This is a genomic window from Tolypothrix bouteillei VB521301 (assembly GCF_000760695.4).
In the GTDB taxonomy this organism is placed as follows: Bacteria; Cyanobacteriota; Cyanobacteriia; order Cyanobacteriales; family Nostocaceae; genus Scytonema; species Scytonema bouteillei_A.
The window spans coordinates 1491926-1517005 of sequence record NZ_JHEG04000001.1 but is presented as its reverse complement, the minus strand read 5'-3'; the positions used below and the strand labels follow the sequence as shown (position 1 = coordinate 1517005).

Genomic DNA, 25080 nt, shown 5'->3' with positions numbered 1-25080 from the left:
TGTTTACGATAGGCGTCTCGCCTGTTATCAAAAGTAAGGAGTGAGATATGGAGAGTAGAAATGTGGCTGGATAGTTTAAACTTTTTCGCACAAATTGTTGTGAATGATATTCTTAACGGGGGGACAACAACTACACAAAGTCTTGCTGATAGCTGGAACAGTCAATGGGTGGATTTATTACAAAATAATACGAATAATAATTTGTATGGTTCGCTAACAAATTTAGGTATCTTCTTTGCAGTCGGAACTTTGCTCTTATTCATGATGCAATGGCTGAGAGATGTCTTAGATAACGAATATTCTCGACCGATATCAGCTTTGATTTGGCCATTTATTGTAGTTATACTGTTAGCTAATCCTGGAAATGGAACCATACTATCCAATCTGACATTAGGGTTGCGGAATTTTATCAATAATGTGAATCAGCAAGTCGTGCAAGCAGGCGACAGCAATCAAACTTACCAGCAAGCACTCAATTTGAGCATTGCTGAAGAAATTGTTGGCTCTTACTTGCGTCCCTGTCAGACACTGACTGGCGTACAGCAAACTCAATGTTTCACAGAAGCTCGGAGAAAAATTGATTATCTCTGGGGGGAATATAGAAGTTTATATGGTGATAAAAATTGGATAAATAGACTTGAAACTAAAGTGAATTTAGTTATAGATAATCCTGGAAATGAATCGGAACTGGCATTAAACTCTTTCGTAGGTGCGACAGTACAAACAAGTATCAAAAGTTTTTTAATTTCCTTACAATTTGCTTTCCAAAATCTGATAGAATCAACAATGCTTCTGCTGGCAGTCTTGGGACCGCTAGCGGTGGGTGGTTCATTGCTTCCTGTATCTGGAAAACCAATTTTTGCTTGGCTGACAGGGTTTTTATCCGCCGGAATTGCTAAAATTTCATTCAGTATTATTGCTGTGTTAACGGCAGCGGTAATTATTAACGGACCTGCAGAAGATGTCAGTGCAGATCCAGATTTAATGTGGTTTATCATTTTTTTGGGAATATTAGCACCAATTTTATCTTTGGTTTTGGCTGGTGTTGGCGGACTAGCAGTCTTCAACACTATCAGCAGTACGACTTTGTTAGTGAGGGACAGGGTTTAGGGTGTGAGTATACTAGAGAGCGATCTGGGTACGGCTTGCGCCGAAGCGCGAAGCGATCGCCCAGACAGCAATTCCCAAAATCTCCCATCAAATCGGTATGGCGATATGTTGGATTGTATACCTATAATAAAGACTAACTCCAAGTAGTATTGATAGCAGGCGATCGGGCAAAGTTAACAACAGAGGCTACCAAAACAAAGGCTGGAGAAGATTGGGAAAGGGGATGAATCGATGGTAAGTTTACTAGAAAAAAAACAAAAACGAACTGGGAGCGTTTTGGGAGCCTTTGCCTTCCTCACCTTCGGTTTGCATCTATTCGTGATATTTCTACTGATCGTTCAAGGATTGACTATTCGCAAACTCAGTTTGGAAAAATCTCCTACCTTTGTACAACTCATTGATGGTAAAGCGATCGCTATTACTGAAGCTGAAGATTTAGAGCGAGAACCACAAGCCATTCGCCAATTCGTGACCAACACAATGGCATCCTTGTTTAACTGGTCGGGAACGCTACCAGTACAAACCGTAGAACAAGCGACAAAACCCCTACCAGATGAAGGAATCTCTATTAAAACGCCACAAGGCTTCAACAAGAAAGTTGCAACAAGCAGTTGGATTGCCAGTTTTGCCTTATCAGAAGATTTACGCCAAGATTTTTTAAGACAAATTGCAGACCTAACCCCACTTGAAGTCTTCTCTAACAACCCCAGCCAAGCCATGTCAGGGCAGTTAGTTATCAAACAAGTTTCTCGTCCTGAAAAAATAGAGCCTGGGTTGTGGCGAGTTGGTATAGTTGCAGATCTCGTGCAAAAGAAGCGCTTTCAAGAAGATAAAAAAGTAATAGTTCCTTTTAATAAAGATGTGATTGTGAAAGCAGTTAATACATTTGGATATCCACAAGCCGACTTGATGACAAACTTGCAAAAAGCAGTTTACGCAATCCGTGCTGAAAAGATGGAAATATCTGAAATACGTAATTTGTGTTTGCTAGATGGATATGGAGGTTCAACAGGAAATAATTCTTGCCAAGAAAATATAGAAAATTCTGAAAGCTTTATTAGATAAATGACATTTATTAGTCTGAGAAAACATCGAATTAAATAATGAATACTAAATGCAGTTACTTAAACAGGAAAACAAAAAAACAAACATATTACCACTGTTAGCAGTAGCAACGTTCGGTCTAAATCTGTTAGCTTTGCTAGTACTTATGTATCATGGTTCGATGTTGCAGCAGTTGAATCGTAGAAATACAACTCAAAGTTTGGTGCAACTTGCTGATGGTAGTGCCATAACAGCAGACCCCAAACAGAATTTAGAGCGAAACCCAGCGACGATTCGACGCTTTGTGGGCGAAACCATGACCTTAATGCTGACCTGGTCGCAAAAACAGCCGCCCAGAACAGTCTGGCAATTGAGTTCTCAATTGCTAACAGGTCAGGCGAGGCAAAGATTCGAGCTAGAAGTTAATAAATTAATTCCAGAAAATCAAGCAGGAAATATTAATAAAGGAACTGAATCTGTGTTGGTGGTACAAAGAATCTCTGAACCAACAAAGGTTGAGGGTGAGGATGGTAAGTGGAAGGTAGAGATAATTGGCAATCACATAGTTTTTACAAGTGCTGACCCTTTAGGAGATACCTCTCCTTTTCGGAAACAAATTTTAGTTCAAGCAGTAGACGAACAGATAACATCGCTACCCAAAGTCCCACTTCCTCTGGATTTAGCAGTACATCGCCTCGGTGAAGCAAAACTGGAAATATACAATATATGTGAGATAACAGATCGAAAGTGCTCTTAAAGTAAAGCTTATCTACATACATAATACAATGACTACATACCAAACTCCCTCTCACTCTTTTAGTGATTCAGAAGATACCCCTTATAATTCGGGTGATTTTCAACCTGAAGACTCTTCCGATCTAGAAGCACGGATGGCAAGATTAGTTGGTTTGGAAGAAGAATCTCCATCTTCTTCTGACGGGGGTGAAGTTCCTGTAAGACAGCCATCCCTTTCTGAACCACAAGAACCACAAGAACTTCAAACAACTCAACCCCTATCGTCCAATCCCTTTGCCAAGTTGGGGTTGGTGGGGGCTGCTACTTTGACTGTAGTTATCGTCGCTGGTACGTTTTTGACACAGTTAATGAGCGGTACCAACAATAAGCCTAGCAGTCAAAATCGCAGTTCAATAACTGAAGCACCACCGCAACCCAAACCAGAATCACGCCTAGAGCAGCTTGAAAGAGAAAATGAAGCACTGAAATCAAAACTTGCTCTCACCGAACAAGCAGCAGCCGTCAAAGCAGCACAACAACAACTCAGAACCTTAAAACCAGACACCTCTCGAATTGCGGCGAGATCGAATCCAGAGTTGGCATCGCGAGATTCTTCCCGAGAAAAACCAAGGGTGATAGTACAAAGGATACCAGCCTCACCCGTAGTGAGAACTGTTTATCGAGATAGAATTGTAACAGTCGATCGCCCCGTTAGAGCGCCTCAAGTTGCAGCCAGAACACCGACTCTACCAGCCGAACTCCCACCAGTTCCGCCGCCACTTGGGTCATCTGTAGAATTTACTTCACCACCAACATCAGATCCCCTTCAGGAATGGTCAAGATTGGCGAAATTGGGTAGCTACGGTCAAGTATCTACTCCCGATAATCAAAATACCAGCAATGCAACAATCGCTAGCAGACCTAATGATATACCAGCACCACAACCTCTAGTCACTCCCAGACCTCCTGTTAGAATAGCGCCTTCAGAGACAGATAGCCTGGTAGCACAGAGGAGAACCAAAGCATCTAAATCGACAGTGGTAGGAAGTAGTGCCAAGGCTACTTTAGTCAAAGGTCTATATGGATCGGTCAATAGAGGTCGTGAGAACAATAGTAACAATCAAGTATTTGTGGTGCAACTTAGGGAACCATTAAAAGCTGAAGACGGTTCTGTCGTTATACCAGCAAAGGCAGAACTACACACTAAAGTGAGTTCTATTTCTGAAGGTGGGTTGGTAGATCTTGATGTAGATAAAGTGATCTGGCAAGAAAATGGCGAGCGTGTAGAAAAGAGTGTACCGCAAGATGCATTGACAGTTAGTGGGGCGGGTGGTAGACCTCCAGTGGCAACGCAGTATTCCGGTAAAGGAGGATCGTCTATCGGGCGTGATGTGATGCTATTTGCCTTTGGAGGTGCTCAAAAGGCGGGAGAAATTATTAACCGTCAAAGGAGAACGTGCCGTTATGAATACATAAATAGTAACAACGATCGCGATTATATTTGTGAGGATGAGAACCAAGACAATATTGCAGCTGCGGTTGCTGATGGTGGTATGAGATCTATCGTTCCGGAATTAACCCGACGCATTCAACAGACACAGTCTCAAAGAGCACAGAGAACTAATATTTGGTATCTACCAGCAGGCACAAAAATGGAAGTTAGAGTCGATCGAGCTACGCAATTTTAACGGCTACCAAGTTCATACGCAAACTTTATGAGTATAATTTTCAAGTGAATAAATCACATAATTTTTTGTGGAATGGGCATCTCTGCCCTTTCCAGAGCAAAGGGCGGGCGAGGATACTCCACAGTTGCTTCAACGGGGGTAACTCCAGGACAAGGCACTACTCTGGGTAACGCGCTGCTTTACACCCTATAAGATTGGTTTTATTAAACTCAAAAATTGCTGTAAGGTCGAAAAATTTCAGCGACTGATACACCTAACGTAAAAACAAAATATCCACGTCCATCTGCTACAGGGTGTGCTTGAAAATCAAAAAGCTACTATGAACGACAAGACCAACATTCCAGAAAACACCCCAAACAATCCTTATTTCCTCCCTCTAGCTTCCTTCTTTTTCTCAGTGGCAATGTTATTGCTAGCAAGTAGTGCCTTAGCAAATAACGCTGTCTTGCGTTCCATATTTTCCTGCCAAGCTCAGGGTTTAGGAGGCGCAATACCCGATATTACAGTTTGGTTTCAACAAGGGACGAACTTAAGCTTTATTCAAGCTGGCGAGACAATTAAAAAAGTTTGGTTAGATGACCCGTCCAAAGTTACATTAGATTTTGATGGTCCTATGTGCTTGCAGTTTGGTCAACAAGGGTCAGAAACAGGAGATTGTGAAAGCTCAGCAGCAAGTGTCATTCACCTCAGACGAATTCAAAAACTTAACATTCCGGGGCTTCCCAACACGAACTCCACACTGCTGACCGTGGTGACTGAAAAGCAAGGACAAAGAAAGTTGTACACCTTCCGAGTCAACTACGGAGAAGGTGCGCCCGAATATAATACCTTAGCTGTTTTCGCCGATCCCTCCTATGCTGGCGCAGGATCTTGCATAAGAGGAAACAACAGACAAAATTATGGAAATACGGGAGTCGAAAGGCGAAACGACTAACGTTTGTAAAGCAAAGACAAAACCGCAGTTATCAGGTAGGAATTAAACCAAGTTGTTGAAAAACTCCCAATGCATCTTCTTGTCCTTGCTCTTCAACAACCTTACCTTCAACAATGCGATAAATACTTATCCCGCCCCATGATGCAGATTTGAATGTTGGAGGAAGATTGAGAAATTTTATCTCGCCTTTATGAGTGCCTCGAGCAGTCCAGATAATAGCTACCTTTTCTCCTTCAGCGATCGCATCCGTAATTGTAAACTGTAGATCTGGCAATCCCGTGTGAGTATCAGCAACCCACACTTTAAACCCCTCACGGTCTAATACTTCAGGCAGTATGGGATAAGAAACTTTAAAGTCACGACTGGCAAGTTCGTCTACTATTGCCAAATTTCCCTTTCCCCAAGTCTGGTCGCAGAATTTTCGAGCAATCTCTTTATTTTGTTGTGTTGACATCGGATTAGTTCCTATAATTTCATTTACAAAATTTACAATTGTTGGTACTAGCCATACCATAAGTCAAAAATAAGTTGTTCTTGACAAAACAACAGTATGAAAAAGTCAGGAATGTTTACTTTTAAAAAAACTATTTTCTTAAATTGTCTGATTTAGTCAGAAATCTAATTGCCCGTATCACGAACCTTTATCTCAAAAATATCCTCCAGACAATAAAGTAAGACTAACTCGCAGTTAATAGACTACCCTTCTTTTTCTCAGCATATTTTTTCTTAACATATTTTACTGTCTACGTCCTGGCTTACAAGGTCACTTAATGTATTTAGACGAACAGGTGGCTTATTCGGAAGCTCAACTACAATAGTTAGATTGCCTCCCATAGCATCAATGTAGTTCCTCAAAGTAGACAGCAACATATCAGACTCTCTTTCCAGACGTGACACGTTAGATTGCGGCATTCGCAAGCTTCGTGCAATTTCCGCCTGCGTTAGTCCTGCGGCTTTTCGCAGTTCCTGCAAACAGAGATATTCAGCTTCTAATTCTTCAGCCCGATCCTGTATTCGTTGCTTACGATCTTCTGGCAAATTATCCCATATATCTTGCAAGATTTTCCCTTTAGTCATTGTCATTCGTTCTCCTCCTTTAACTGGAGCAAATGATTGTCGAAGCGTTCATCAGCCTTTTTAATAAGCTGCTTGTAAAACCGTTTCTTACTCATCCCAGATTTATGGCAGTGGTGTTGTAAACGACATAACTTTAGGCAGGAGAGTGTCAAAAAATTACGAAAACCGATTTCCCACAAACCATCCCAAACCGCCCAATCCTAACAATAAGGGCGTCAACCAATCACCCCAAAGCACGTATAAAGTCTTACTTTGAAGACGATACACTGTTTCTGCATGAACTTCGTAAGTATTGTGTCCCGATATCCACAATGTCCTACCGTGAGGATCGACAAAAGCTGAATATCCCGTATTTGTTGCCCTCACCGCCCATCTATCAGTTTCAATAGCCCGCATAATATCCTGTGCGTGATGCTGCGTCGGCATAGCAGCACTGTAGTGAGCATCATTAGAAGGTCCGAGTATAAATTCTCCCCCTACCGCAGCTTGACGGCGGAAATGTTCGGAAAAAGCCGATTCATAGCAAATTCCGACAATAGCACGACCAAAAGGGGTGTCAAATACTTGATTTTGCTTCCCTGCAACCTGGTGTTCCTTCAAAGGTGACAAACGGTCAATCAGACCACCCAAAATTTCCTCGAAAGGAACATACTCCCCAATCGGTACCATCTTAACTTTGCCGTAGCGGCTAAAAATCACACCACTGCCCGTAACTGTAAACAAGCTGTTTGTATAACTGCGCCCATCTCTATAAAAACCTCCAATCCAAGCAACTTTCTTTTTTTCCCGCACCGCGTCTACTAAAGAGCTTGTCACGATCTCGTTTTGGAAAAAAGGCAAAGCACCCTCTGGAGTTAGCACGGCATCAACACCTCGATCTGTTAGGGTGACATAACCTGTGGTGTAACCTTCAATAGCACGACGAAAACCTTCTCGAAAAAGCTTGATTTCATTAGGAACATTCCCCTGAACAATCCCCACTTTCAACGCTGCTTCTGGTTGCTGAACTAAAGGACGGCTGTATAAACTCAAACCAATGAGATGGAGCAAAATGAATAATGCAACCGCAGAAACTAAATAACTGAGGCGCAGAGGCGCAGAGGTCAGAAATTGCGTTCTTTTCTCTGTGTTCTCTGCGCCTCTACGGTTTATCCATGCTTCCGCAAGCAAACCATTCACTGCCACAATAGCCGCAGTCACCGCACTCGGTCCAGACAGTTGACCTAAATGTAAAATGACAAGATTCTGCGGGCTTTGCGTGTAAGAAAGAGAAGTCCACCACAACGGTCCCGCACTCCAAAGTGCTTCTAATCCGCACCAGATACCCGTACCAATCAAAACGCGAACGAGAGGGGGAGGAGCGGAGGGGGAAAAGGATTTGAATTTACGGTGCGTCCAAACTTGAAAATTTAAAACCAAGGAGAAACAAGTTGCCCAAGTAGCAACTAATGCTGCTCCCCACAAGGTAATGAACGTCCAGCAAAATAAAGCGATCGCCAAACTTGCCAACCAAGGAACTCCCATCCAAGTCATGGGGTGAATTCCGGTAATCCAAGATAAGGCAATTCCGTGATAACCAATACCCCAGGCTAGGGAGGGGGAGATGAGGTGAAGGGGAGATGAGTTATTTCGTTGTGCAGAATTAACAACGATTGCCCATAGGGGAGCAAGGGCAATCCATGTGAAGAACCATGCACCAAAAGGTGCAACCGTCAACCCCATCAAAATTCCGCTGGCAAAGGAAATGAAGACACGGTTTTTTAGAACGTGGAGAGTTGCTTTCAAAAATTCCCTGCGTCCCCGTGTCTCCATATCTCCTTGTCTGGTCTGCTTACTCTGCTTCGGTTGCATCAACAGTATCGGGGGGAACTATTGCCACTCCCGTGATAACGTCATCTTCGTCAAGGCGCTGCACTCGTACCCCAGTTGCCGATCGCGATTGAATTGAAATCGCATTCACCGCCTGACGAATGATGATACCGCGACTGGTGACCATCATAATCTCCGCATCATCATTGTTTACGATATGTAAGGTTGCCAATTGGTCTTTGATTTTGCGGTTTTTGAATTTAGTCGCCATGATACCCTGACCGGCACGTTTTTGCAGGCGGAACTGGGAAACCGGTACGCGCTTGCCATACCCTCCCATTGTAATCACCAACACCCACGGACCAGTACTGCCGTTACCTGCAACTTCTACAGATTCTTCATTTGCATCAACCTCAAGGAGTTCTTCCGTTTCGACTTCCTCGATTTCAGTTTCTATGTCTGTATTTAAAGTAGCAAGAATCGCTGCTGGAAGAATATCCATTCCCACCAGTTCATCTTTATCGCGCAGTTTCATAGCTTTTACCCCACGAGTCGCCCGTCCCAAAGGACGCAGTTGTTCGTGATTGCATCTAAAGTGAATTGCCATCCCCCGGCGCGAGCCAATGATAACGCTATCTTCCACTCTTGCTCTTCTCACCCAACGGAGTTGATCCCCTTCTTCTAGAGAAATAGCAATCAAGCCATTGGCACGAATATTACTAAACGCTGCCAATTCAGTTTTCTTGATGTAGCCACCGTTAGTCAGCATGACCAAATATTCATCGCTGCTAAACTCCGTTACGGGAACTATTGAGGTAATTTTTTCCTCTTTAGGAACGGGTAGCAATTGGACAATTGGTGTTCCCCTGCTGGTACGAGAACTTACGGGTATTTGATAGGTTTTCAGGCAGTAAACAACACCTCGCTCGCTAAAGAACAAAACACTATCGTGGTCGCAGCAAGTCAGGAAATGCTCAACCCCATCATCTTCTTTCATCTTTGCTGCGGCTTTGCCTCTAGTTGCGCGGCTTTGCGCCTCAAAGGTGTTGACCGGCATCCGTTTGATATAGCCTTGTTCTGTCACTAAAATGACAACCTTTTCATTGGCAATCAAGTCCCGATCATCTATTTCCCCTTCTAAAGGCGAAATGACTGTACGGCGAGGCGTTGCGTATTTCTCTTTGAGATGCTTCACCTCATTCTCAATGATTTCCAAAATTCGCTCTCGACGTGCGAGAATATCGCGCAGATCGGTAATGAGGGCTTGTAATTCTTCGTGTTCCAAGCGAATTTTATCTGCTTCCAAAGCTGTCAAACGCCGCAGTTGCATCTGCAAAATTGCATCGGCTTGCACTTCAGAGAGTCCGTAGGTTGAGACTAACTCTCCTTTTGCTGTAGGCGCGTCAGGAGCATGGCGAATTAAGTTAATAATTTCATCTAAGTGCGAGAGAGCAATCAATAACCCTTGCAAAATATGGTCGCGTTCTTCAGCTTTCCGCAGTTCATACTGCGTGCGTTTGGTGATGGCTTCTATACGGAAATCTAGAAAGACTTGCAAGAATTGCTTGAGGGTGAGAACCTGCGGCTCGCCATTGACAAGCGCCAGCATATTCGCCCCAAAGTTGGCTTGTATTGGCGTTTGTTTGTAGAGATTGTTGAGGACAACCCTGGGATAAGCGTCCCGTTTGAGTTCAATCACGATTCGCATACCATCGCGATCGCTCTCATCTCGAATATCTGCAATTCCCTCTATTTTCTTGTCATTTACCAACTCAGCGATTTTTTCAATCAGTGCTGCTTTGTTAGTTTGGTAAGGCAATTCAGTAACAATTATTGCTTCTCTATCCGGTCTTCCCCTTTGTTCTATAGTTTCAATTTGTGCCACACCGCGCATGGTTATTGAACCGCGCCCTATAGTATAGGCTTCTTTAATTGGTCCGGTACCCAAAATCTGACCACCTGTTGGAAAATCAGGACCGGGAATATACTGCATTAATTGAGTATCGTTAATATCTGGATTGTGAATCAGTGCTACCAATCCATCAATCAACTCACCCAAATTATGAGGGGGAATATTGGTTGCCATACCCACGGCAATCCCGGAAGAACCATTAAGTAGCAGCTGTGGAACCCGTGCGGGCAAAACAGTTGGTTCTTGCTGGGAACCGTCGAAGTTATTTACAAAATCGACAGTTTCTGACTCAATATCTTGTAGTAGAGCGTCACTCGTTAAAGCTTGCAAGCGGCATTCGGTGTATCGCATTGCCGCAGGTGGATCGTTGTCTATAGAACCGAAGTTTCCATGCCCTGCAATTAAGGGCGATCTCATGGAAAAATCTTGCGCCATTCGCACTAGAGCGTCATAGACCGCTGTGTCACCGTGAGGGTGATATTTACCCAATACTTCCCCTACTACACGAGCGCATTTACGAAAAGGGCGATCTGCGGTCAATCCCAATTCATGCATAGCATAGAGGATACGACGATGCACAGGTTTCAGACCATCCCTGGCATCTGGCAGCGCCCGACCTACAATCACGCTCATGGCGTACTCTAAATAAGACCGGGACATTTCGTTCCCCAGATCGGTCGGGATAATCCTCTCCTGAGAGGTTGTCATAACCTAAAAAACTCCAAAAATCGCAGATTTTAGCCTTTATACTGAAAAAAAAGCAAAATTATTCCGAATTAACGCTGAATAACTGCCATAATTTGATACAATTCTAGCATATTTTACTGTTTGCTGGGGGAAGCAGTGAGCAGTAACTAATGGCTAATTCACGGGTACCTGAACTTCTGAAGATTGATTTTTGAGTTGAGATTCGATCAAGGGTACTTTAGGAGCGAGAAAAAATCCAATCAAACTGGCAAACAAGATTGGAGTGAAGGGACTAAAATTTGTTAATTTTGACAGCAATAAGGTTGTACTGATAGGTGTTCGCGTTACTGCGGCATTGATAGCCGCCATTGTACAAATCATGGCGAGTGTGGAATTCAATCCCGGAATTAAGCCAGCTACAGCTTTACCCAAACAAGCGCCCGTAAAAAATAGGGGAATGATAAATCCTCCACGCCATCCTCCCGTGACAGTTACGCTAATAGATGTCATTTTTGCCAAAACCAGTACAAACAAGAAAACAGCCGGAAAGCTTTGATTGAGGACAACTTCTAATTCATGATGTCCAAAATAACGTGTCAGCGGTAAGACAGCCGCTAAACAACCAAGCCCCAAACCAGCTAGTGTTGTGCGAAAATAAACAGGTCCTGGGATTTGGGCAAAAATGCGATCGCAAGCTCGAAAAATACCCATGAACATCCACCCAGCAATAACCCCCACAATTCCAAAGACAATAGCTAGCGCAAAATCGTCAATACTGTCTATGTGATATTGCGGAAAATGCCAGGTTGGAGCAATCCCCAAACGTGTAATTGCAGCGAAAACCAGATAACTCGCACAACTAGAAACAATAGCAGGCATTAAAGCTTCATAGTACTCAACGATATGTTGGTGGTGCAAAATTTCCAAAGCAAACATAGCACCACCAAGAGGTGCGCCAAACAAAGCAGTAAAGCCTGCAGCCATGGCAGCTAAACTCATAGACCTCACATCTTCACCTTCTAGTCGCAAACGCTCAGCAACCCAAGTCCCAAAAGAACCTGTTACCTGTACGAGTGGCGCTTCCGGTCCAGCACTACCACCTGCTGAGATGCTGAGCAAAGAAGCCAAAATCATAGAAGGATTTTTGCGAGCATCCAACCGCCCATTCCGAAGATGGATGTTATCAACAATCGCAGCAATTTCACCAGGATTGCCAAGAAAATGAATGACTAAACCAATCGCCAAACCAGCGAGTGGCATAACGAGCAACAGACTCCAACCTTGAAATTTTTCAAGTTCATGGAACATCAGTTCCAGCACACTCCAGTACAACCCCGCAAATAAACCGCAAACAGTCCCTACCACAGCCCAGCATAAAACCCAACGAGAAATTGTGAAGGGATTGCGTTTTACCAGTCCAAAAAGTTGACGAAGAGTCCGGCGTTGATTTTGTCCGTAAGGAGGGCGATTCTTTGGTAGCACAAGTGATATTCCTTTCTCAACGAAACAAATGTTATGAAATCTTTATATTTCCATGCTAATGCGTGTGGGAGATAAAAACGCATTTGAATTTAAGCCCCAAGGTAGTGTGTAGCATCTATGGCAAAGGTTTAGGCTCAGGGTATGTCAAGGTTGGAGAAGTAAGTATACATGTACAGCGACGAAACAACTCCCAATCAAGCTGAGAAAACAAATCCACAGACTGATGAGTCACAATTAAGCCCCGAAATGCGGGATCGTATCAAGCATCCTCCAAAAATGGATGACGTGTTGCTTTCGCTATCACCCGATGAACTCAGAAATAACCAAGCCGTCGTACCGGAAATGCTTGACGAACCAACCGACGAAATGATTGGTTTTACTAAAGAATGATCGCTAAACTATTTGCTAATAGCCCTTCGGGCTATACGGGTTCGCCCTCCCTTGTTCGCCAGTCCCCCTACGGCGCGGGAAACCCGCCTACTTTCTCTGGACTCACCAGTCGTCAGGGCGCGGGAAACACGCCTGCAGCACTGGTCTCACCATTAGCCATTAGCAATTAGCCATTAGCTCTATGTTGCCAGTCATCTATTCCGACGAGTTTTTAGATCACAAAACGGGGTCTTTCCATCCAGAAAATCCAGAACGTTTAATGGCAATTACAACTGCCCTCAAACAAGCTACTTTTGCAGAACAAATTGAATGGCGATCGCCATCTCCACCAGAAACCCGAACCCTAATGTCTTTTTTGCAACAAGCGCATACTGAACGCCATATCAACAAAATTCGAGAAATTGCTCTCGCGGGTGGCGGTTATTTAGATGGAGATACCCCTGTTTCCCCCCGGAGTTATGATGTTGCTTTACTAGCGGTTAGTGCCTGGTTGGATGGAGTAGATATTGTGCTAGAAACTGGCAAACCGGCTTTTGTCCTGGCTCGTCCGCCAGGGCATCATGCTGTTAGTGATGAGGGGATGGGATTCTGCTTGTTTTCCAACGCTGCTGTTGCGGCATTCTACGCGTTGCAAAAACCAGGGATCGATCGTGTAGCCATTCTGGACTGGGATGTCCATCATGGCAATGGAACGCAAGCAATCGTAGAAGAACACCCACAAGTTGCTTATTGTTCTTTGCATCAGTACCCCTGCTACCCAGGGACTGGACGAGCAACAGAAAAAGGATTTCACCACAATGTGCTGAATTTACCCATACCTCCTGGTAGTAATATGGAGGTATACCAGCCCGTATTTGAAAAAAAGGTCATACCTTTCTTATCAAACTTTCAACCGGATTTATTAATAGTTAGTGCTGGTTACGATGCCAATGCTGACGATCCATTAGCAAGTATAAATTTACAACCGCAAGATTATGGTGTATTCACCGATTATTGCTTGGAAATAACTCGTAAGATTGTGTTCGGATTGGAAGGTGGTTACGATTTTGAATCCCTTTCTAAATCAGTCTTGGAAACAATTAAACATTGTTTGGTCTAAATTCTCTAGGCTGATTTTTTTAATAATTTGAAAGACGTTAATCATAATTTTTAATATTTCTTAGAGATTGGCAATCCCTCGTTTGAGCGCGACTAAAACTGCTTGCGTGCGATCGCTCACACCCAGTTTTCTGAGAATACCATTGACATGGAACTTAATCGTACCTTCGCTAATGTTGAGATATGTAGCAATTTCTTGATTGTTCTTACCATCAGTCATGAGCAGAAGAACTTGCCGTTCGCGTTCGGTTAATTGGGGACTGCTCATGCGTTCAGATAGCCTCGCGCCGACCTCAGCAGGAATACATTTCTGTCCGGCATGGACTCGCTGGATTGCTTCAATTAACTCTTGGCGAGTGACATTTTTGAGCAGGTAGCCTCTCGCTCCGGCTTGTAGCCCGCGATAAATGTCTTCATCGCCATCATAGGTAGTCAGTACAATGAGCCGGGCATCGGGATCTTCCTGACGAATCGCAGCGATCGCATCGACACCGCACATCTCCGGCATCTTCAAATCCATCAGAACGACATCAGGTCGATGTTGGCGGAAGAGTTGCACGGCTTCGGTGCCCGTACTGGCTTCAGCCACCGTTTCAATCCCGGTAGCGTATTGAATAATCATCGCCAGACCAAAGCGAACAACCGGGTGGTCGTCGGCAATTAAGACGCGAATGTTGGTGTCGCTCATGGTCAGTGGCGGAGAGACGGAAGGGTAGCGAGCAGATAGGGAAAACGGAATTCGATTTCTCCGGCGTTTATTTGGCGGTTGAGCATTGTTGTCCCTCGGTTGAGTCGTCATAAAATTCCTTCTTCCGTAATGCTTTGCTTCTAATTCAAGGGTGCTTCCACAAGAATTTGGGTGCCTTGCCCCAATTGGCTTATTAAGCTCACTTGGGCACCGATGCGATCGCCGCGTTCGTACATACTTACCAGTCCAAAACCGTCGTTCAAGCTATCGATATAGGTGAAAGGAGTAAAGCCACGTCCATCATCGGAAATGGTGAGCCAAATGCGGTCGGGTTCGTAACCGAGATCGATTGAAATTTTCTGTGCTTGAGCGTGTTTAAGGGCATTAGTGAGGGCTTCCTGCCCAATCCTTAGCAGGTTCATGCCCATAAAAGGCGGTAAGGGACAGGAGTTGCCCCGAACATTCACCTCAACGGCAATAGAAGTATTGCGGGTCATGTGTTCTACACTCTCATAGAGCATTTGTGCCAGATCGGCATACTCAGCAGCGGGAGGGTAGAGCGCCCAGACCGAGCGACGGGCTTCTGTCAGCCCGGTTTCTGCCAGTTGGCTGGTGTACTCTAAAATCCGTTCTACGGTTTGCGGTTCCTGGTGAATCAAGGGTTTCGCTACCTCTAGTTGCAGGGAAATGCCGGTGAAGACCTGAGCCAGGGTATCGTGAATTTCACTTGCCATGCGGTTGCGTTCTTCAAAAATTGCAACTTGTTTGGCTTCTTCTGCAAGATTGGTAAGTTGAATGGCCAGCGTTACCTGTTGTGCCAGGGTATAAGTCAATTCAATTTGTTGCTTGGTAAAATGACGATGGCTGGGAAGAAATACAATCAGTGCTCCAATCATTTTCTCACCCAAAATCAACGGAACATTAAGTAAACGGCTTACTCCACGAGATCTATACCAGGCTCCAGCATCTAATCCAAACTCATTGGCAATTTGGATATGAATAGCACTCGTTGCCACATCTTCAGTAATGAAGTGGCTGCAGCGATGATGCAAGCTTTCCTCTGGCATCATCTCTGGTGGAACCGGATAGCCATACAAACCAATGTGCCCTGGCTGTTCCTCCGGTTTGAGAATCTGTCCCCGCCAGTAAGTTAATCCAACGCGGGCGGTGTCATCAGTTTTGGAACAGTACCAATATTCAGTTAACGGTGCTTCAAGTTGCTCGGCAATGACTTGAAGCACGTGTCCTAAAAAAAGATCGAAGTCTGTTTCCGTTGCCAGCACATCAACCGTTTGCTTAAGCGCATCATTGGCTTTTGCCAGTTCTGCCACCTGTTCTTGTTCGCCGTGAATTCGTTCTTCAACCAGGCGATCGACCAGTTGTTTCCGATGTAGGGCTGCTCCAATTGCTCCAGCACCAAAGGTCAAAACGTTAATTTCGTGAGTTGACCATTGGCGATAATCAACGCAGTTATCAAAGAAGACGCAACCAAAGTATTCTCCTTCAATGAAAATCGGCACTGCACCTGTAGACTTAACAGAGATGTTTAACTGATGAGTCCGAGCAGGTTCGGGAAATTCTGTCACTAAATGCCAGATGGAGCGACCGTTGTGGAGTTCATCTGCTAGGATGGCGTATTCGTCAGTATAAACAATTTTCGTTCGCGGGTCCTCACTCTGGCGAGGAATTCCTGGTGCTGTCCATTCTGCCAGAACGCGATGCTGCATCCGTCCGTTCTCCTCGCTTGGCTTTTCCTGCATTAGCCCAACTCGACTAATCCCTGCTGTCTCGCCAATTTTCTTCAGTGCGTTGTCAATGGCGTTATCAATGTGAGGGTTTTCGAGAAGATCTTTAGCAACTTCTGCTACTGCAGAAAGCAGGCGATAACTGTGCTGCAATTCGTGTTCGCGCTGCAGTAATTCTTCATTTGCCTTAGCTAGCTCTGCTACCCGATCTTGCTCAACTCGCAGGAGGACTTGTTGTGTTTCTCGCAGTTCGGTAATGTTAAGTTGTGTTCCCCACCCACCCGTCAACTGACCATTTTCAACGATGCCAATGATGTTATTGAGGAAATAACATTTCTTTCCTTCGTTATCCACTTCCTCAGATTCAGCCGCTCGAATTCGATACCCGTTCTCAACATAGTGACACATCAGTTCTAGATTCTTGTCGGAAGTTGAGATGTGAACATCGCTAAGGCGCAAACCTAGAGCCGCTTCAGTCGAGGGCAATCTATACATACCTGCAAAGACGGCATTTGCTTCGGCAACATACATATAACGGTACAATCGATCGACTTGCTCGCTCACAGGCAACGCTAAGGGGATAGGTTGGTCTAGTTCCCAACGATAGATCCCTTCACTGCTGAGTTCAAATAAAGCACGATACCGGGCTTCCGATTCGCTGAGGCGATCGAGCGTTTGTTGCAATTCCGCGTTGATGCGTTCGAGTTCTTGCGATCGCACCTGTTCGGCTTGAAGTAGAGCTTGTTGAGTTGGTTCGTAACTTGTCAGATCTGCAACTTGCCCTTGTTCGCGAACAGTTGCTGTGTGCTTGTACCGTTCTTGTTCCCTTCGTTTGTATTCTGCAACCTCTGCTTGTAGCACCGCATAAGATTGCTCGCACTGTTGCAGCTGCGAGCAGCCTTGCTGTCCCAACAGGCGTCGCAGCATAGCATTTTCTTGCTCTAGGGCAGAGAGGCGATCCGGGAACTCAGTAGCAGCCATGTCCATAGCAAGGTTTGGGAATCAGAGATTTTCCCTAGCATAAGGCAATTATCATTACACGGAAAGATAATTAACGAGTTTTTTAGATTCAAGAAAGCACTTACTTCTTGTTTTCTGTAACACCCAAAAAACTTGCAAAACACCGGAAGCGTCAATATAACTGAGAAAGACTCAACTGTAAGGAACATCATAAAGTCTTCCTCACACCCCCTAGAATTTACAAAACCCAACGAAAGTTAGGGATTATATCTCAACAAAAGTTGAGCTAAAAAAATAACTTTACTCTACGAATATTTTCTTCTCATGACTAGGGACAGAAACAAAGCAGCCCTGTAAGCTGTTATTGCGATCGAAATCACTTAGATCCACCTCTAGAGCGCAGCTTACCCCAAAGTTGTTTCGACAAGCGATCGTCTACTGAGTCGTCAAAATTAAGATTTAACCAGCTATTCCTCACGCAATGAAAGCTCAGCTAGTCTAACTTTCAACGTTATGAACTTACGGAATGGAAGTATGAAAACAATCTCTCAAGAGCAATTATTAAAAGTCAGTTTCACAGAGGAAGATCCCATAGCCGACCTTTTACCCCGTTCGCTCTTGCTCTCTGACCATAGCTTGGGATGGGATGGTAGTTGTGTTAAACACTGCTATGAGCCAGTTTGGGAAATGCCTGAGATTAATTCACTCACTGTTGCGCTCGCAGTATACTTAATCAGACGTTCTTCTAAGACTCCGCCAAAAATTCCAACCGTTGGTGACGGTTTATCTAGAAATGCCTTAGAGAAAGCTCTCAACTATATTAATACCCATCTAGATGGAGAGGTGACGCTTTCAAAACTTGCTGAAGTCGTTGGCATGAGCCAGTATTACTTTTGTCGTTTGTTTAAGCAATCAATGGGTATTTCACCATACCAGTATTTACTTCAGCAACGAGTCGAGCGAGCCAAGCAGTTATTGGAGCAGCGCAAGTTTTCCATTGCCGATATTGCTCTTCAATGTGGCTTTTCTAACCAAAGCCATCTCAATCGCCACTTCAAACGCATTGTCGGTATGACACCTTTTATGTTTCTCAAACAGTAGCAGATAAAATTATCAGAACGTGCTAGAAATAGCAAAAACATAGTATCGGGGAAGCAAGGAATGAGCGAGACTTGGTGTACTAGTTTTCCCCGAGCGTAGAGGCAACTCGAATGCTACCTCCATCAATCGATTCAAAACATATAGCGAGTCTATTTTGTAGAGCGTGGCTTGTCTATATGCAAGCAACGGTTAAATGCCTTTGATACCAAAGTCCCCCTGATTTTTGCAGGGATGGTTTTTCACACCCAATCGGGAACGCGTACCGATGCCCAATTGCTTTTCGACTTCTACATGACCTAGAGGATTGTATTGAGGTTTTAAATGAACTTCGTAAAGGCTGCGTCGCGAGCGAGAAAAATTATTATTTTGACAGCGAATTATGAAGACGAAAAAAATGAAGAATTGCTCTTTGGGTCAATTCTTTGGGGAGTCTTGCCTTCAAAAGGCTGTGGCTTTTCATTACCACAAAAAACAGCAAATCTCTTTGCCATCAGTACTAAGTACTTTTACACTCGGTATTTTATCGACTTTCATAAGTGTAATGCCAGGACTCGGAGCCGAGAAAATAGAATTTACATACCCTCCCTTTGGGGAATTTTCGATCTCGACAACTTCTTTGGAAGCCTTTGCTAAAGAAGGCAAAATAACTGACGAGTTTGCTTTTTATACTAAACGTATAAAATCAAATCAGTTAAATCAATTACGAGATTTACTCCAGACAAAATTTGAGGTCACACCTACCCTAGTGTCTCAATTTACCTATTCTGCAATTGGTGAAACCTTACTGAAAAGGTTGGGAGAATTTTTACTGACAGACAAGAGACAAAATGGTTTTTATGCGCTTCGCTCTGCACTAATATTATCAGCTGCGGATCGCGATGGCTTAACCTTTGTCAATCTGATTCGCCGTTACCCAAGTCCAGCACTCAGGCTGAATTTAACGGAAACCCAAAGTACTATCGAAAACTTATCGGAACTCTTGAAGAAAAGAGATGTACTTGTTATCGCACTTAAAGAGATTGCACAAACAGAAGCAGCCACTCAATTAAATACTGATTTCTCAAAACTCCCGGATTTACGCCTTCCAGGTTCTTTTAACTGGGTAAAAAAAACTATCAGTTTGGATGATAAGAGTCGCGATCGCCAGTTTGAGGCTGATTTATATCTTCCTCAAACACCAACAAAAACTCAAAACGCCTCAGCGTTTCCTGTTATTGTCATTTCTCACGGTGTCGCAGAAGATAAAGAAACCTTTGCTTATGTCGCCCAACATCTAGCTTCCTATGGTTTTGCAGTTGCGGTTATCGAACATCCTGGAAGTGATGCTAAGAAATTTCAGCAATATTTTGCAGGGTTAGCAGGTCCACCACAACCACAAGAATTGATTAATCGCCCGTTAGATGTGAAGTTTTTGCTTGACGAGCTCGAGCGTCTATCTACATCCGATCCGATTCTCAAAGGGCAACTTAATTTACAACAAGTAGGAGCCATCGGTCATTCTTTGGGAGGTTATACCAGTCTGGCTCTATCAGGAGCAACAATTGATTTTGAGCAGGTTCGCAAGGATTGCAATCCAAATCGTTCCCTGAATCTATCAGTTTTCTTACAATGTCGGGCCTATCAACTACCAGCTGCTAACTATCCCATACAAGACCAACGGATTAAAGCCGTGATGGCACTCAATCCTCTCTGTAGCACTATTTTAGGGCAAAGAGGATTGAGTCAAATTAAAGTTCCTGTCATGCTGGTTGGAGGAAGCCAAGACATTTTTACTCCAGCAGTTCCAGAACAAATTCGCCCGTTTACTTGGCTGCAAACTCAAAATAAGTATCTAGTGCTGATGGAGAATGCTACACATTTCTCCACTTCACAAAAATTAAATTCTTCTCAAGGAGTTTTACCCGTACCACCAAGTTTAATCGGTCCCGATCCAGCGATCGCTCAAGTTTATGTCAAAGCTTTAAGTTTAGCTTTCTTCCAAACCCATCTGTTACAGCAGCAAGAGCAACGTTCCTACCTGAGTGCAGCTTATGCAAAGTTTATCAGTCAGCCACTTATAAACTTAAACTTAATTCAATCTTTCACTGCCGAACAGTTTGCTCAAATGTTCAAAAAAAGATGAATTGGTTTGTGGTTAGTGGTACAAGAACCTACCAATGGCAACTAACCACTATCTCTTTACGCTTCCTCTATCTCCAGTCGAGCTGCTGTGACTGCATCAAAAGCAAATGCCAAAACAAGAGGCATTGGACATTTCAACAAATAGGTAGAAATAACTGCAGCGAACGTACCTACGACTGCTGATATAGACCAAAACTTCTCATCTACAGTCATTCCCTTTTGACTTTTAATCAATCTTAATACTTGATTGGGAATCGGTTCGGGCATGACAGCTCCGGGTGGAAAAGCCCAGTAGTTATTACGGCGTTCCTCAAATAAATCTGTCCAGCCGTTGTCTTGGCACCATTCTGCGATCCATTCTAGATGATAATGTTTCATACTCGGTCTGGGGAATTGAATTAGCATAATTAATGAATCGTTAGCCTTGAGATAGTCCTAACAAATAACCTGTTTGGTCTATAACAATCAGGATTATTTGGTTGTCGCGAAGCTTGGTTAAGAAATTAAAACACTTGTTGGAGCTTTTCTATAAATTCACATATTTTCAGACTAACAGCCGCTTGCTGATTCTCACACGAAAAGAAAATAAACTTTACTTGGGACTTAATAGCTCAATAATTCTCAATATTTGAGCGAGCAGTTCATTTAAGATATCTAAAAAAAAATACGTACCTAAACTACCAGAAGGTAGAAGATGATAAAAAACTTAAAATATATTCTTGTCACTCTTGAATTATGCAAAAAGTTTTAAAAACTCCAGGTTTCAAAATTTGGGGTATTAGCCTTGCTGCGATCGTACAAACATTAATAAGTACTATTACTTATTCCATTAGAGGTTCCTTCCTTAAGTAAAGTGAAACAATTCTATGACCGGAATTGCAACAGCCATCTAAAAGTGTTTTGCGAGAGATGAGGGTGGGTAACCACGCATGCAGTTAATGTTTAAAGATCGCTAACGCCGTAATTTTACGCTGGTCACGGAATAAAAAAAAGAGTATCAACGGGTAGAACTTCTTTGCTATAAGTGAGAGCATCCAAGGAGTCAGGATGATAAATTCCGTCTTTGACAGCAATCCACCTGTGATTCTTGTTGTAGATGATGAAAAGCTCATGCGGTTTGTACTGCGTCAGGCTATTGAAAAAGAAGGATATTCCGTTGCTGAAGCTAGCAACGGACAACAATGTTTGGATATCTGTCAGGCACAACCGCCAGATATGGTGTTATTAGATGCTATGATGCCAGAAATGGATGGGTTTACTTGTTGCTCTCAACTACAAACCCTGTTAGGCGATCGCTGTCCCCCAATTTTAATGATTACTGCTCTTGAAGACAAAAAGTTTCGCGAGCAAGCGATGGAAGTTGGAGTCACCGGCTATCTCACAAAACCATTTGATTGGGACGTGCTGCGTCAGCGAGTCCATCGCTTGCTAGCCCATAAATGGATGGAAATGGAGCTGCAAATCCGATCGCTAACAGCGATCGCTGACCAATGCTAAATTGAGCCAATTTTGTTGAGGACTGACATATCGCGGATACGCCACCCATCATCCATCCGAATGAGATCGTACCTAACTCGTAATTTTTCTTTATCTGACTTTTTCTTTTGACCGTTTTCATAAAATTCAGTGGATTCAGTGACAGCTGCTTCCACTGCAGCTTGGTTTTGGGAAGTTCGATTGGTTTCCAAGGATTCGACTTTAACGCTATGTTCGTATTTTCGATAACGATTCTTATCTTTTTCGCGTTGACCCCACAGCCGCCATTTTGTCAGGGTTGGACTGACTAAAATATGCTCTAAACTAGACAGTTCGTGTTCCGAGCCAAATGCTGCGGCTTTGATATCGAGCCAAGTCCGAACAATTTCTGCAGCTTTTTCTTCTGTCAAAGACCCTGTGGGTAGTTTTGGTTTGCTGGTAGAGTCCGGAATGGGTATTGGCGGCTGGTTGAGTTCTACTGAGACTTGCTCGCCTTTTAACGATGGTGCGGGGGACAACAGATTTTTAAAAAATCCAATCGTTGTCGAAATGACAAACCACAGCACAACGATACTGGCGGTTGAGGCTAATATCATCCACAATAAGCGCAATTGCGATTGCCGATTGCGCGTTCTACGGCGGCGATTTGGAACAGGAGTGTTTTCTGAGACATACCCTAAATGCGTGGGCTGTCGTATTGGTCTTCTTGATGGGGGAGGATCTGTTTTGGCTGTACCGTTTACATGTTGGTGCGTCCCTCTAACAGAGTATTGGGTATTGGGCAGTGAGTTGATAGAGGTTTGTGTCTGTCTGCTGACATTGCCATAAGACATGGGGGAGGCATAATTGGGTTGCGACCAGCGTAAATTGTCTTCCCTTTGCTGTGGTCTTGTTTCTGGTTGTTCTACATAGGGTGTTCTGGTTGTTGGGAATTGCCTGGAGTTTTGTGTAGAACCCTTGTGGCGATCGTTCCGATCGCGATGATTTGTTTGTGCTTGAGTAGATGGGTGTGGGTACGTCGTCCCTGCTGATTCGTAAGTTGTTTCTTCTTCTGTTGGTAGGTTTTCTAAATAAGCTTGTACACCCGGATCGGAAAAATAATCTTTCAAGGAAGCGGGTTGGTCTACCAAATCTCGAAAGTGAGGAAAGACGTCGTTTTGCAACCAGCGTTCTCCATACAAACACAATCCCGGTAACAAGTCTGGAGAATCATGAGAGTGTTCTCGAATAAAAGCTAGAGCTTCATACTCTTGCGAGAGTTCTAAGACACGCGTGGCTTCCTCTGTTTGCCCTAAAAGCATGGCACAGAGGGACTGTTCTAAATGAACGTCTTGACGTCGGCTCAAGCGTATCAGTAAATGCTTTGCTTGACGAATTAATGCGGGTTGACGTTGGGCAAATCCTTTGGCTAGGGAGGCGTAAACTGCTAGATAAGTTGCAACTGCGGAGGGACGCTTGCTTTCCGCTTCAAACAATTGGTGTTGTTCGGCAACTGTCAGGTAATTACGCAGTTGCTGAATAAATCTGAGAAAGTCATCAATGTTTAGTCCTGATTGGTCATCTCCCGCGCCATCAATGCCACCTCGCTCGTCAAGAACGTTCTGTAATAATTGCAATCCTTGGAATCTTTCGGTTGTATTTTCTTCAGGCAGTGCTAGCAGTTCTAAAATGCGATAAGGTCGCAATCTGTTGAGGTCAGACTGAATTTCAGCCCTACCACTGGGAAACAACCCTTTGCGTGCTAATAGTTCCTCTCCTGTTTCTAAGGAGATTGCCGCATTTTCATAGTGCCCTTGCTGCCATTGCTCGCGACCTAGTTCCAAACAAGCAAGAGCAACAGTAAGAACTACATCTGGTAGTTCAACCGTGTAGTTTTCTTCGCTGTCTTCTCTATTAACGTGTCGTTTGCCCGTACCGTTTCTGTCAATTAGGTAGGGACGACCAAGTTTTAGGACGAGTTCGTACTCTCCCAATTCTTGCAAAATTAGAAGCGCCCCTACGAACTCGTCTTGTGTAATTTCAATGCTGAAATTGAGCGACTCAACATCTCCACTACCTTGATGGGCAGTTTCAACAGCCACAGCCTTATCTTGATGGTTTTCAGAACCATAAGCGTGAGCTAGGTAAAGTTTATCGTATGTTTTACGTTCTCTGGGATCTGATAGGACAACATAAGCTTTCTCAATGAGTTTTTTTCTCGATGTAATTGCTGCATGGGAATACTCTCGTCGCGGCAGCTGCATAATGCGATCGCCGTATGCTTGCCGCAACTGTTCCTCACTTGCCGCCATCGGTATGCCTAAAATTCGGTAGTAATCTAGCGGAATTCGCACAGCCTACTTCCCCTGCAGCGCGATAAACATAATTTTCCTACAGCATGAGTGAATTGTAAAAACTTATCATTCTGCCGTTCAAGTAACATAGAACTATAAATGTGCTCTATAGCACTTTTGCCCACGCCTTCAATGATAATGTTTTGCTTTTTTTGAGACAGAATTTCTCTTTTTAAGATTATTTTTACGTTTTTTTTGTAAATGTACTGCAACCTGGTAACAGCTAACAGAGAATGAGTCTCACCTTGTTTGACAGCGCTAATATTGAGTGCTGTTGTGGTAGGAATGTATAGAAGCCTATATCTATTCTCTTTTCAGAGTTTATAACTAAATCATTCCTTCAGGCGATCTAGAGAAATTTTCTCCGACTATATGGTGAAAGAACCCCCTTTTTTATACTTTCTCCAATAGAGAGAACCGAAGTATACCACAGGTATTCATTCATAGCAACAATCTCACGAAGAATAACAATGTATGATATGGCTTTGTGAAATTGTTAGTAAATAGGCAGAAAACTGACTATCGCGACAGCTAATTTATAGCCAAAAGCTATAACAGCAGTTACCAGTTACCAGTCATCAAATTATGGTCTTTGGCTAGCTCCTGGTGAAATGCTATCTTTTTAAAAGCTTACGCTGCATTTTGGCAAATTTGCTCACACAGTAACTTTAAGATTTACGACAGGAATAC

General features: G+C 43.7%; 20 protein-coding genes. 11 read left to right on the top strand and 9 right to left on the bottom strand.

What is annotated here, in order from left to right:
• Positions 1-60: 60 nt before the first annotated feature.
• From HC643_RS05995 to HC643_RS05970, 5 genes are all read left to right on the top strand, one after another.
• Positions 61-1110, top strand: a complete 1050-nt coding sequence (locus HC643_RS05995; RefSeq protein WP_038084884.1) for a hypothetical protein — start codon at positions 61-63, stop codon at positions 1108-1110.
• 231 nt (positions 1111-1341) lie between these two features.
• On the top strand, positions 1342-2175 hold the full coding sequence (locus HC643_RS05985; RefSeq protein WP_038084887.1) for a hypothetical protein: 834 nt from the start codon (positions 1342-1344) through the stop codon (positions 2173-2175).
• 49 nt (positions 2176-2224) lie between these two features.
• The gene (locus HC643_RS05980; protein ID WP_038084890.1) at positions 2225-2911 is read left to right on the top strand and encodes a hypothetical protein; all 687 of its coding nucleotides are present in this window, start codon (positions 2225-2227) and stop codon (positions 2909-2911) included.
• 28 nt (positions 2912-2939) lie between these two features.
• Positions 2940-4577: a TrbI/VirB10 family protein gene (locus HC643_RS05975; protein WP_038084892.1), complete on the top strand. Its 1638-nt coding sequence runs from the start codon at positions 2940-2942 to the stop codon at positions 4575-4577.
• Between the two features lie 319 nt (positions 4578-4896).
• Positions 4897-5511, top strand: a complete 615-nt coding sequence (locus tag HC643_RS05970) for a hypothetical protein (protein ID WP_050046457.1) — start codon at positions 4897-4899, stop codon at positions 5509-5511.
• Between the two features lie 31 nt (positions 5512-5542).
• On the opposite strand, the gene HC643_RS05965 is transcribed toward HC643_RS05970, so the two are convergent.
• The 5 genes from HC643_RS05965 to HC643_RS05945 form a co-directional block, all read right to left on the bottom strand.
• Positions 5543-5965: an ester cyclase gene (locus HC643_RS05965; protein ID WP_162002269.1), complete on the bottom strand. Its 423-nt coding sequence runs from the start codon at positions 5963-5965 to the stop codon at positions 5543-5545.
• Positions 5966-6237: 272 nt separating this feature from the next.
• On the bottom strand, positions 6238-6594 hold the full coding sequence (locus HC643_RS05960) for an XRE family transcriptional regulator (RefSeq protein ID WP_237265841.1): 357 nt from the start codon (positions 6592-6594) through the stop codon (positions 6238-6240).
• Positions 6595-6744: 150 nt separating this feature from the next.
• Complete coding sequence (lnt, locus tag HC643_RS05955; protein ID WP_050046458.1) at positions 6745-8310, bottom strand: apolipoprotein N-acyltransferase; 1566 nt, start codon at positions 8308-8310, stop codon at positions 6745-6747.
• A gap of 109 nt (positions 8311-8419) precedes the next feature.
• On the bottom strand, positions 8420-11017 hold the full coding sequence (gene gyrA / locus HC643_RS05950; RefSeq protein ID WP_038084904.1) for a DNA gyrase subunit A: 2598 nt from the start codon (positions 11015-11017) through the stop codon (positions 8420-8422).
• A 153-nt stretch (positions 11018-11170) separates the two neighbouring features.
• Positions 11171-12478 (bottom strand): chloride channel protein, encoded by a 1308-nt coding sequence (locus HC643_RS05945; protein WP_038084906.1) that lies wholly within the window; start codon positions 12476-12478, stop codon positions 11171-11173.
• Positions 12479-12646: 168 nt separating this feature from the next.
• Here HC643_RS05945 and HC643_RS05940 point away from each other — a divergent pair, with 168 nt between their 5' ends.
• From HC643_RS05940 to HC643_RS05930, 3 genes are read left to right on the top strand one after another with little or no spacing between them, the layout of a single operon-like run.
• Positions 12647-12868: a hypothetical protein gene (locus HC643_RS05940; protein WP_038084909.1), complete on the top strand. Its 222-nt coding sequence runs from the start codon at positions 12647-12649 to the stop codon at positions 12866-12868.
• The gene (locus tag HC643_RS05935) at positions 12865-13038 is read left to right on the top strand and encodes a hypothetical protein (protein WP_153021531.1); all 174 of its coding nucleotides are present in this window, start codon (positions 12865-12867) and stop codon (positions 13036-13038) included. The genes HC643_RS05940 and HC643_RS05935 overlap by 4 nt, the downstream gene beginning before the upstream one ends.
• A gap of 11 nt (positions 13039-13049) precedes the next feature.
• Entirely contained in the window at positions 13050-13967 is a 918-nt protein-coding gene (locus HC643_RS05930; RefSeq protein ID WP_038084912.1) for a histone deacetylase family protein, read from the top strand.
• Between the two features lie 60 nt (positions 13968-14027).
• Here the strand turns inward: HC643_RS05930 and HC643_RS05925 are convergent, their stop codons facing one another.
• Positions 14028-14654: a response regulator gene (locus HC643_RS05925; RefSeq protein ID WP_038084971.1), complete on the bottom strand. Its 627-nt coding sequence runs from the start codon at positions 14652-14654 to the stop codon at positions 14028-14030.
• Between the two features lie 140 nt (positions 14655-14794).
• Positions 14795-17380, bottom strand: coding sequence for a sensor histidine kinase (locus HC643_RS05920; RefSeq protein WP_038084915.1), 2586 nt, complete (start codon positions 17378-17380; stop codon positions 14795-14797).
• 513 nt (positions 17381-17893) lie between these two features.
• On the opposite strand from HC643_RS05920, the gene HC643_RS05915 reads away from it, so the two are divergent.
• Entirely contained in the window at positions 17894-18460 is a 567-nt protein-coding gene (locus HC643_RS05915; protein WP_050046377.1) for a helix-turn-helix domain-containing protein, read from the top strand.
• Positions 18461-18839: 379 nt separating this feature from the next.
• Complete coding sequence (locus HC643_RS05910; protein ID WP_237265840.1) at positions 18840-20582, top strand: alpha/beta hydrolase; 1743 nt, start codon at positions 18840-18842, stop codon at positions 20580-20582.
• A 56-nt stretch (positions 20583-20638) separates the two neighbouring features.
• On the opposite strand, the gene HC643_RS05905 is transcribed toward HC643_RS05910, so the two are convergent.
• Positions 20639-20959 carry a slr1957 family protein gene (locus HC643_RS05905; protein ID WP_038084918.1) on the bottom strand — a complete coding sequence of 107 codons (321 nt, stop codon included), beginning with the start codon at positions 20957-20959 and terminating at the stop codon, positions 20639-20641.
• A gap of 669 nt (positions 20960-21628) precedes the next feature.
• Here HC643_RS05905 and HC643_RS05900 point away from each other — a divergent pair.
• On the top strand, positions 21629-22078 hold the full coding sequence (locus HC643_RS05900) for a response regulator (RefSeq protein WP_038084921.1): 450 nt from the start codon (positions 21629-21631) through the stop codon (positions 22076-22078).
• Here the strand turns inward: HC643_RS05900 and HC643_RS05895 are convergent.
• A complete protein-coding gene (locus HC643_RS05895; RefSeq protein ID WP_038084923.1) occupies positions 22075-24390 on the bottom strand; it encodes an IMS domain-containing protein in 2316 nt (771 codons plus the stop codon). The two genes, HC643_RS05900 and HC643_RS05895, sit on opposite strands and share 4 nt — an antisense overlap.
• Positions 24391-25080 lie beyond the last annotated feature (690 nt).

Excerpts from the sequence above, each read along its gene's own strand:
- HC643_RS05995 (WP_038084884.1), top strand. The coding sequence starts at position 61 with ATGTGGCTGGATAGTTTAAACTTTTTCGCACAAATTGTTGTGAATGAT.
- HC643_RS05985 (WP_038084887.1), top strand. The coding sequence starts at position 1,342 with ATGGTAAGTTTACTAGAAAAAAAACAAAAACGAACTGGGAGCGTTTTG.
- HC643_RS05980 (WP_038084890.1), top strand. The coding sequence starts at position 2,225 with ATGCAGTTACTTAAACAGGAAAACAAAAAAACAAACATATTACCACTG.
- HC643_RS05975 (WP_038084892.1), top strand. The coding sequence starts at position 2,940 with ATGACTACATACCAAACTCCCTCTCACTCTTTTAGTGATTCAGAAGAT.
- HC643_RS05970 (WP_050046457.1), top strand. The coding sequence starts at position 4,897 with ATGAACGACAAGACCAACATTCCAGAAAACACCCCAAACAATCCTTAT.
- HC643_RS05965 (WP_162002269.1), bottom strand. The coding sequence starts at position 5,965 with ATGTCAACACAACAAAATAAAGAGATTGCTCGAAAATTCTGCGACCAG.
- HC643_RS05960 (WP_237265841.1), bottom strand. The coding sequence starts at position 6,594 with ATGACAATGACTAAAGGGAAAATCTTGCAAGATATATGGGATAATTTG.
- lnt (WP_050046458.1), bottom strand. The coding sequence starts at position 8,310 with ATGGGGTTGACGGTTGCACCTTTTGGTGCATGGTTCTTCACATGGATT.
- gyrA (WP_038084904.1), bottom strand. The coding sequence starts at position 11,017 with ATGACAACCTCTCAGGAGAGGATTATCCCGACCGATCTGGGGAACGAA.
- HC643_RS05940 (WP_038084909.1), top strand. The coding sequence starts at position 12,647 with ATGTACAGCGACGAAACAACTCCCAATCAAGCTGAGAAAACAAATCCA.
- HC643_RS05935 (WP_153021531.1), top strand. The coding sequence starts at position 12,865 with ATGATCGCTAAACTATTTGCTAATAGCCCTTCGGGCTATACGGGTTCG.
- HC643_RS05930 (WP_038084912.1), top strand. The coding sequence starts at position 13,050 with ATGTTGCCAGTCATCTATTCCGACGAGTTTTTAGATCACAAAACGGGG.
- HC643_RS05925 (WP_038084971.1), bottom strand. The coding sequence starts at position 14,654 with ATGAGCGACACCAACATTCGCGTCTTAATTGCCGACGACCACCCGGTT.
- HC643_RS05920 (WP_038084915.1), bottom strand. The coding sequence starts at position 17,380 with ATGGCTGCTACTGAGTTCCCGGATCGCCTCTCTGCCCTAGAGCAAGAA.
- HC643_RS05915 (WP_050046377.1), top strand. The coding sequence starts at position 17,894 with ATGAAAACAATCTCTCAAGAGCAATTATTAAAAGTCAGTTTCACAGAG.
- HC643_RS05910 (WP_237265840.1), top strand. The coding sequence starts at position 18,840 with ATGAAGACGAAAAAAATGAAGAATTGCTCTTTGGGTCAATTCTTTGGG.
- HC643_RS05905 (WP_038084918.1), bottom strand. The coding sequence starts at position 20,959 with ATGAAACATTATCATCTAGAATGGATCGCAGAATGGTGCCAAGACAAC.
- HC643_RS05900 (WP_038084921.1), top strand. The coding sequence starts at position 21,629 with ATGATAAATTCCGTCTTTGACAGCAATCCACCTGTGATTCTTGTTGTA.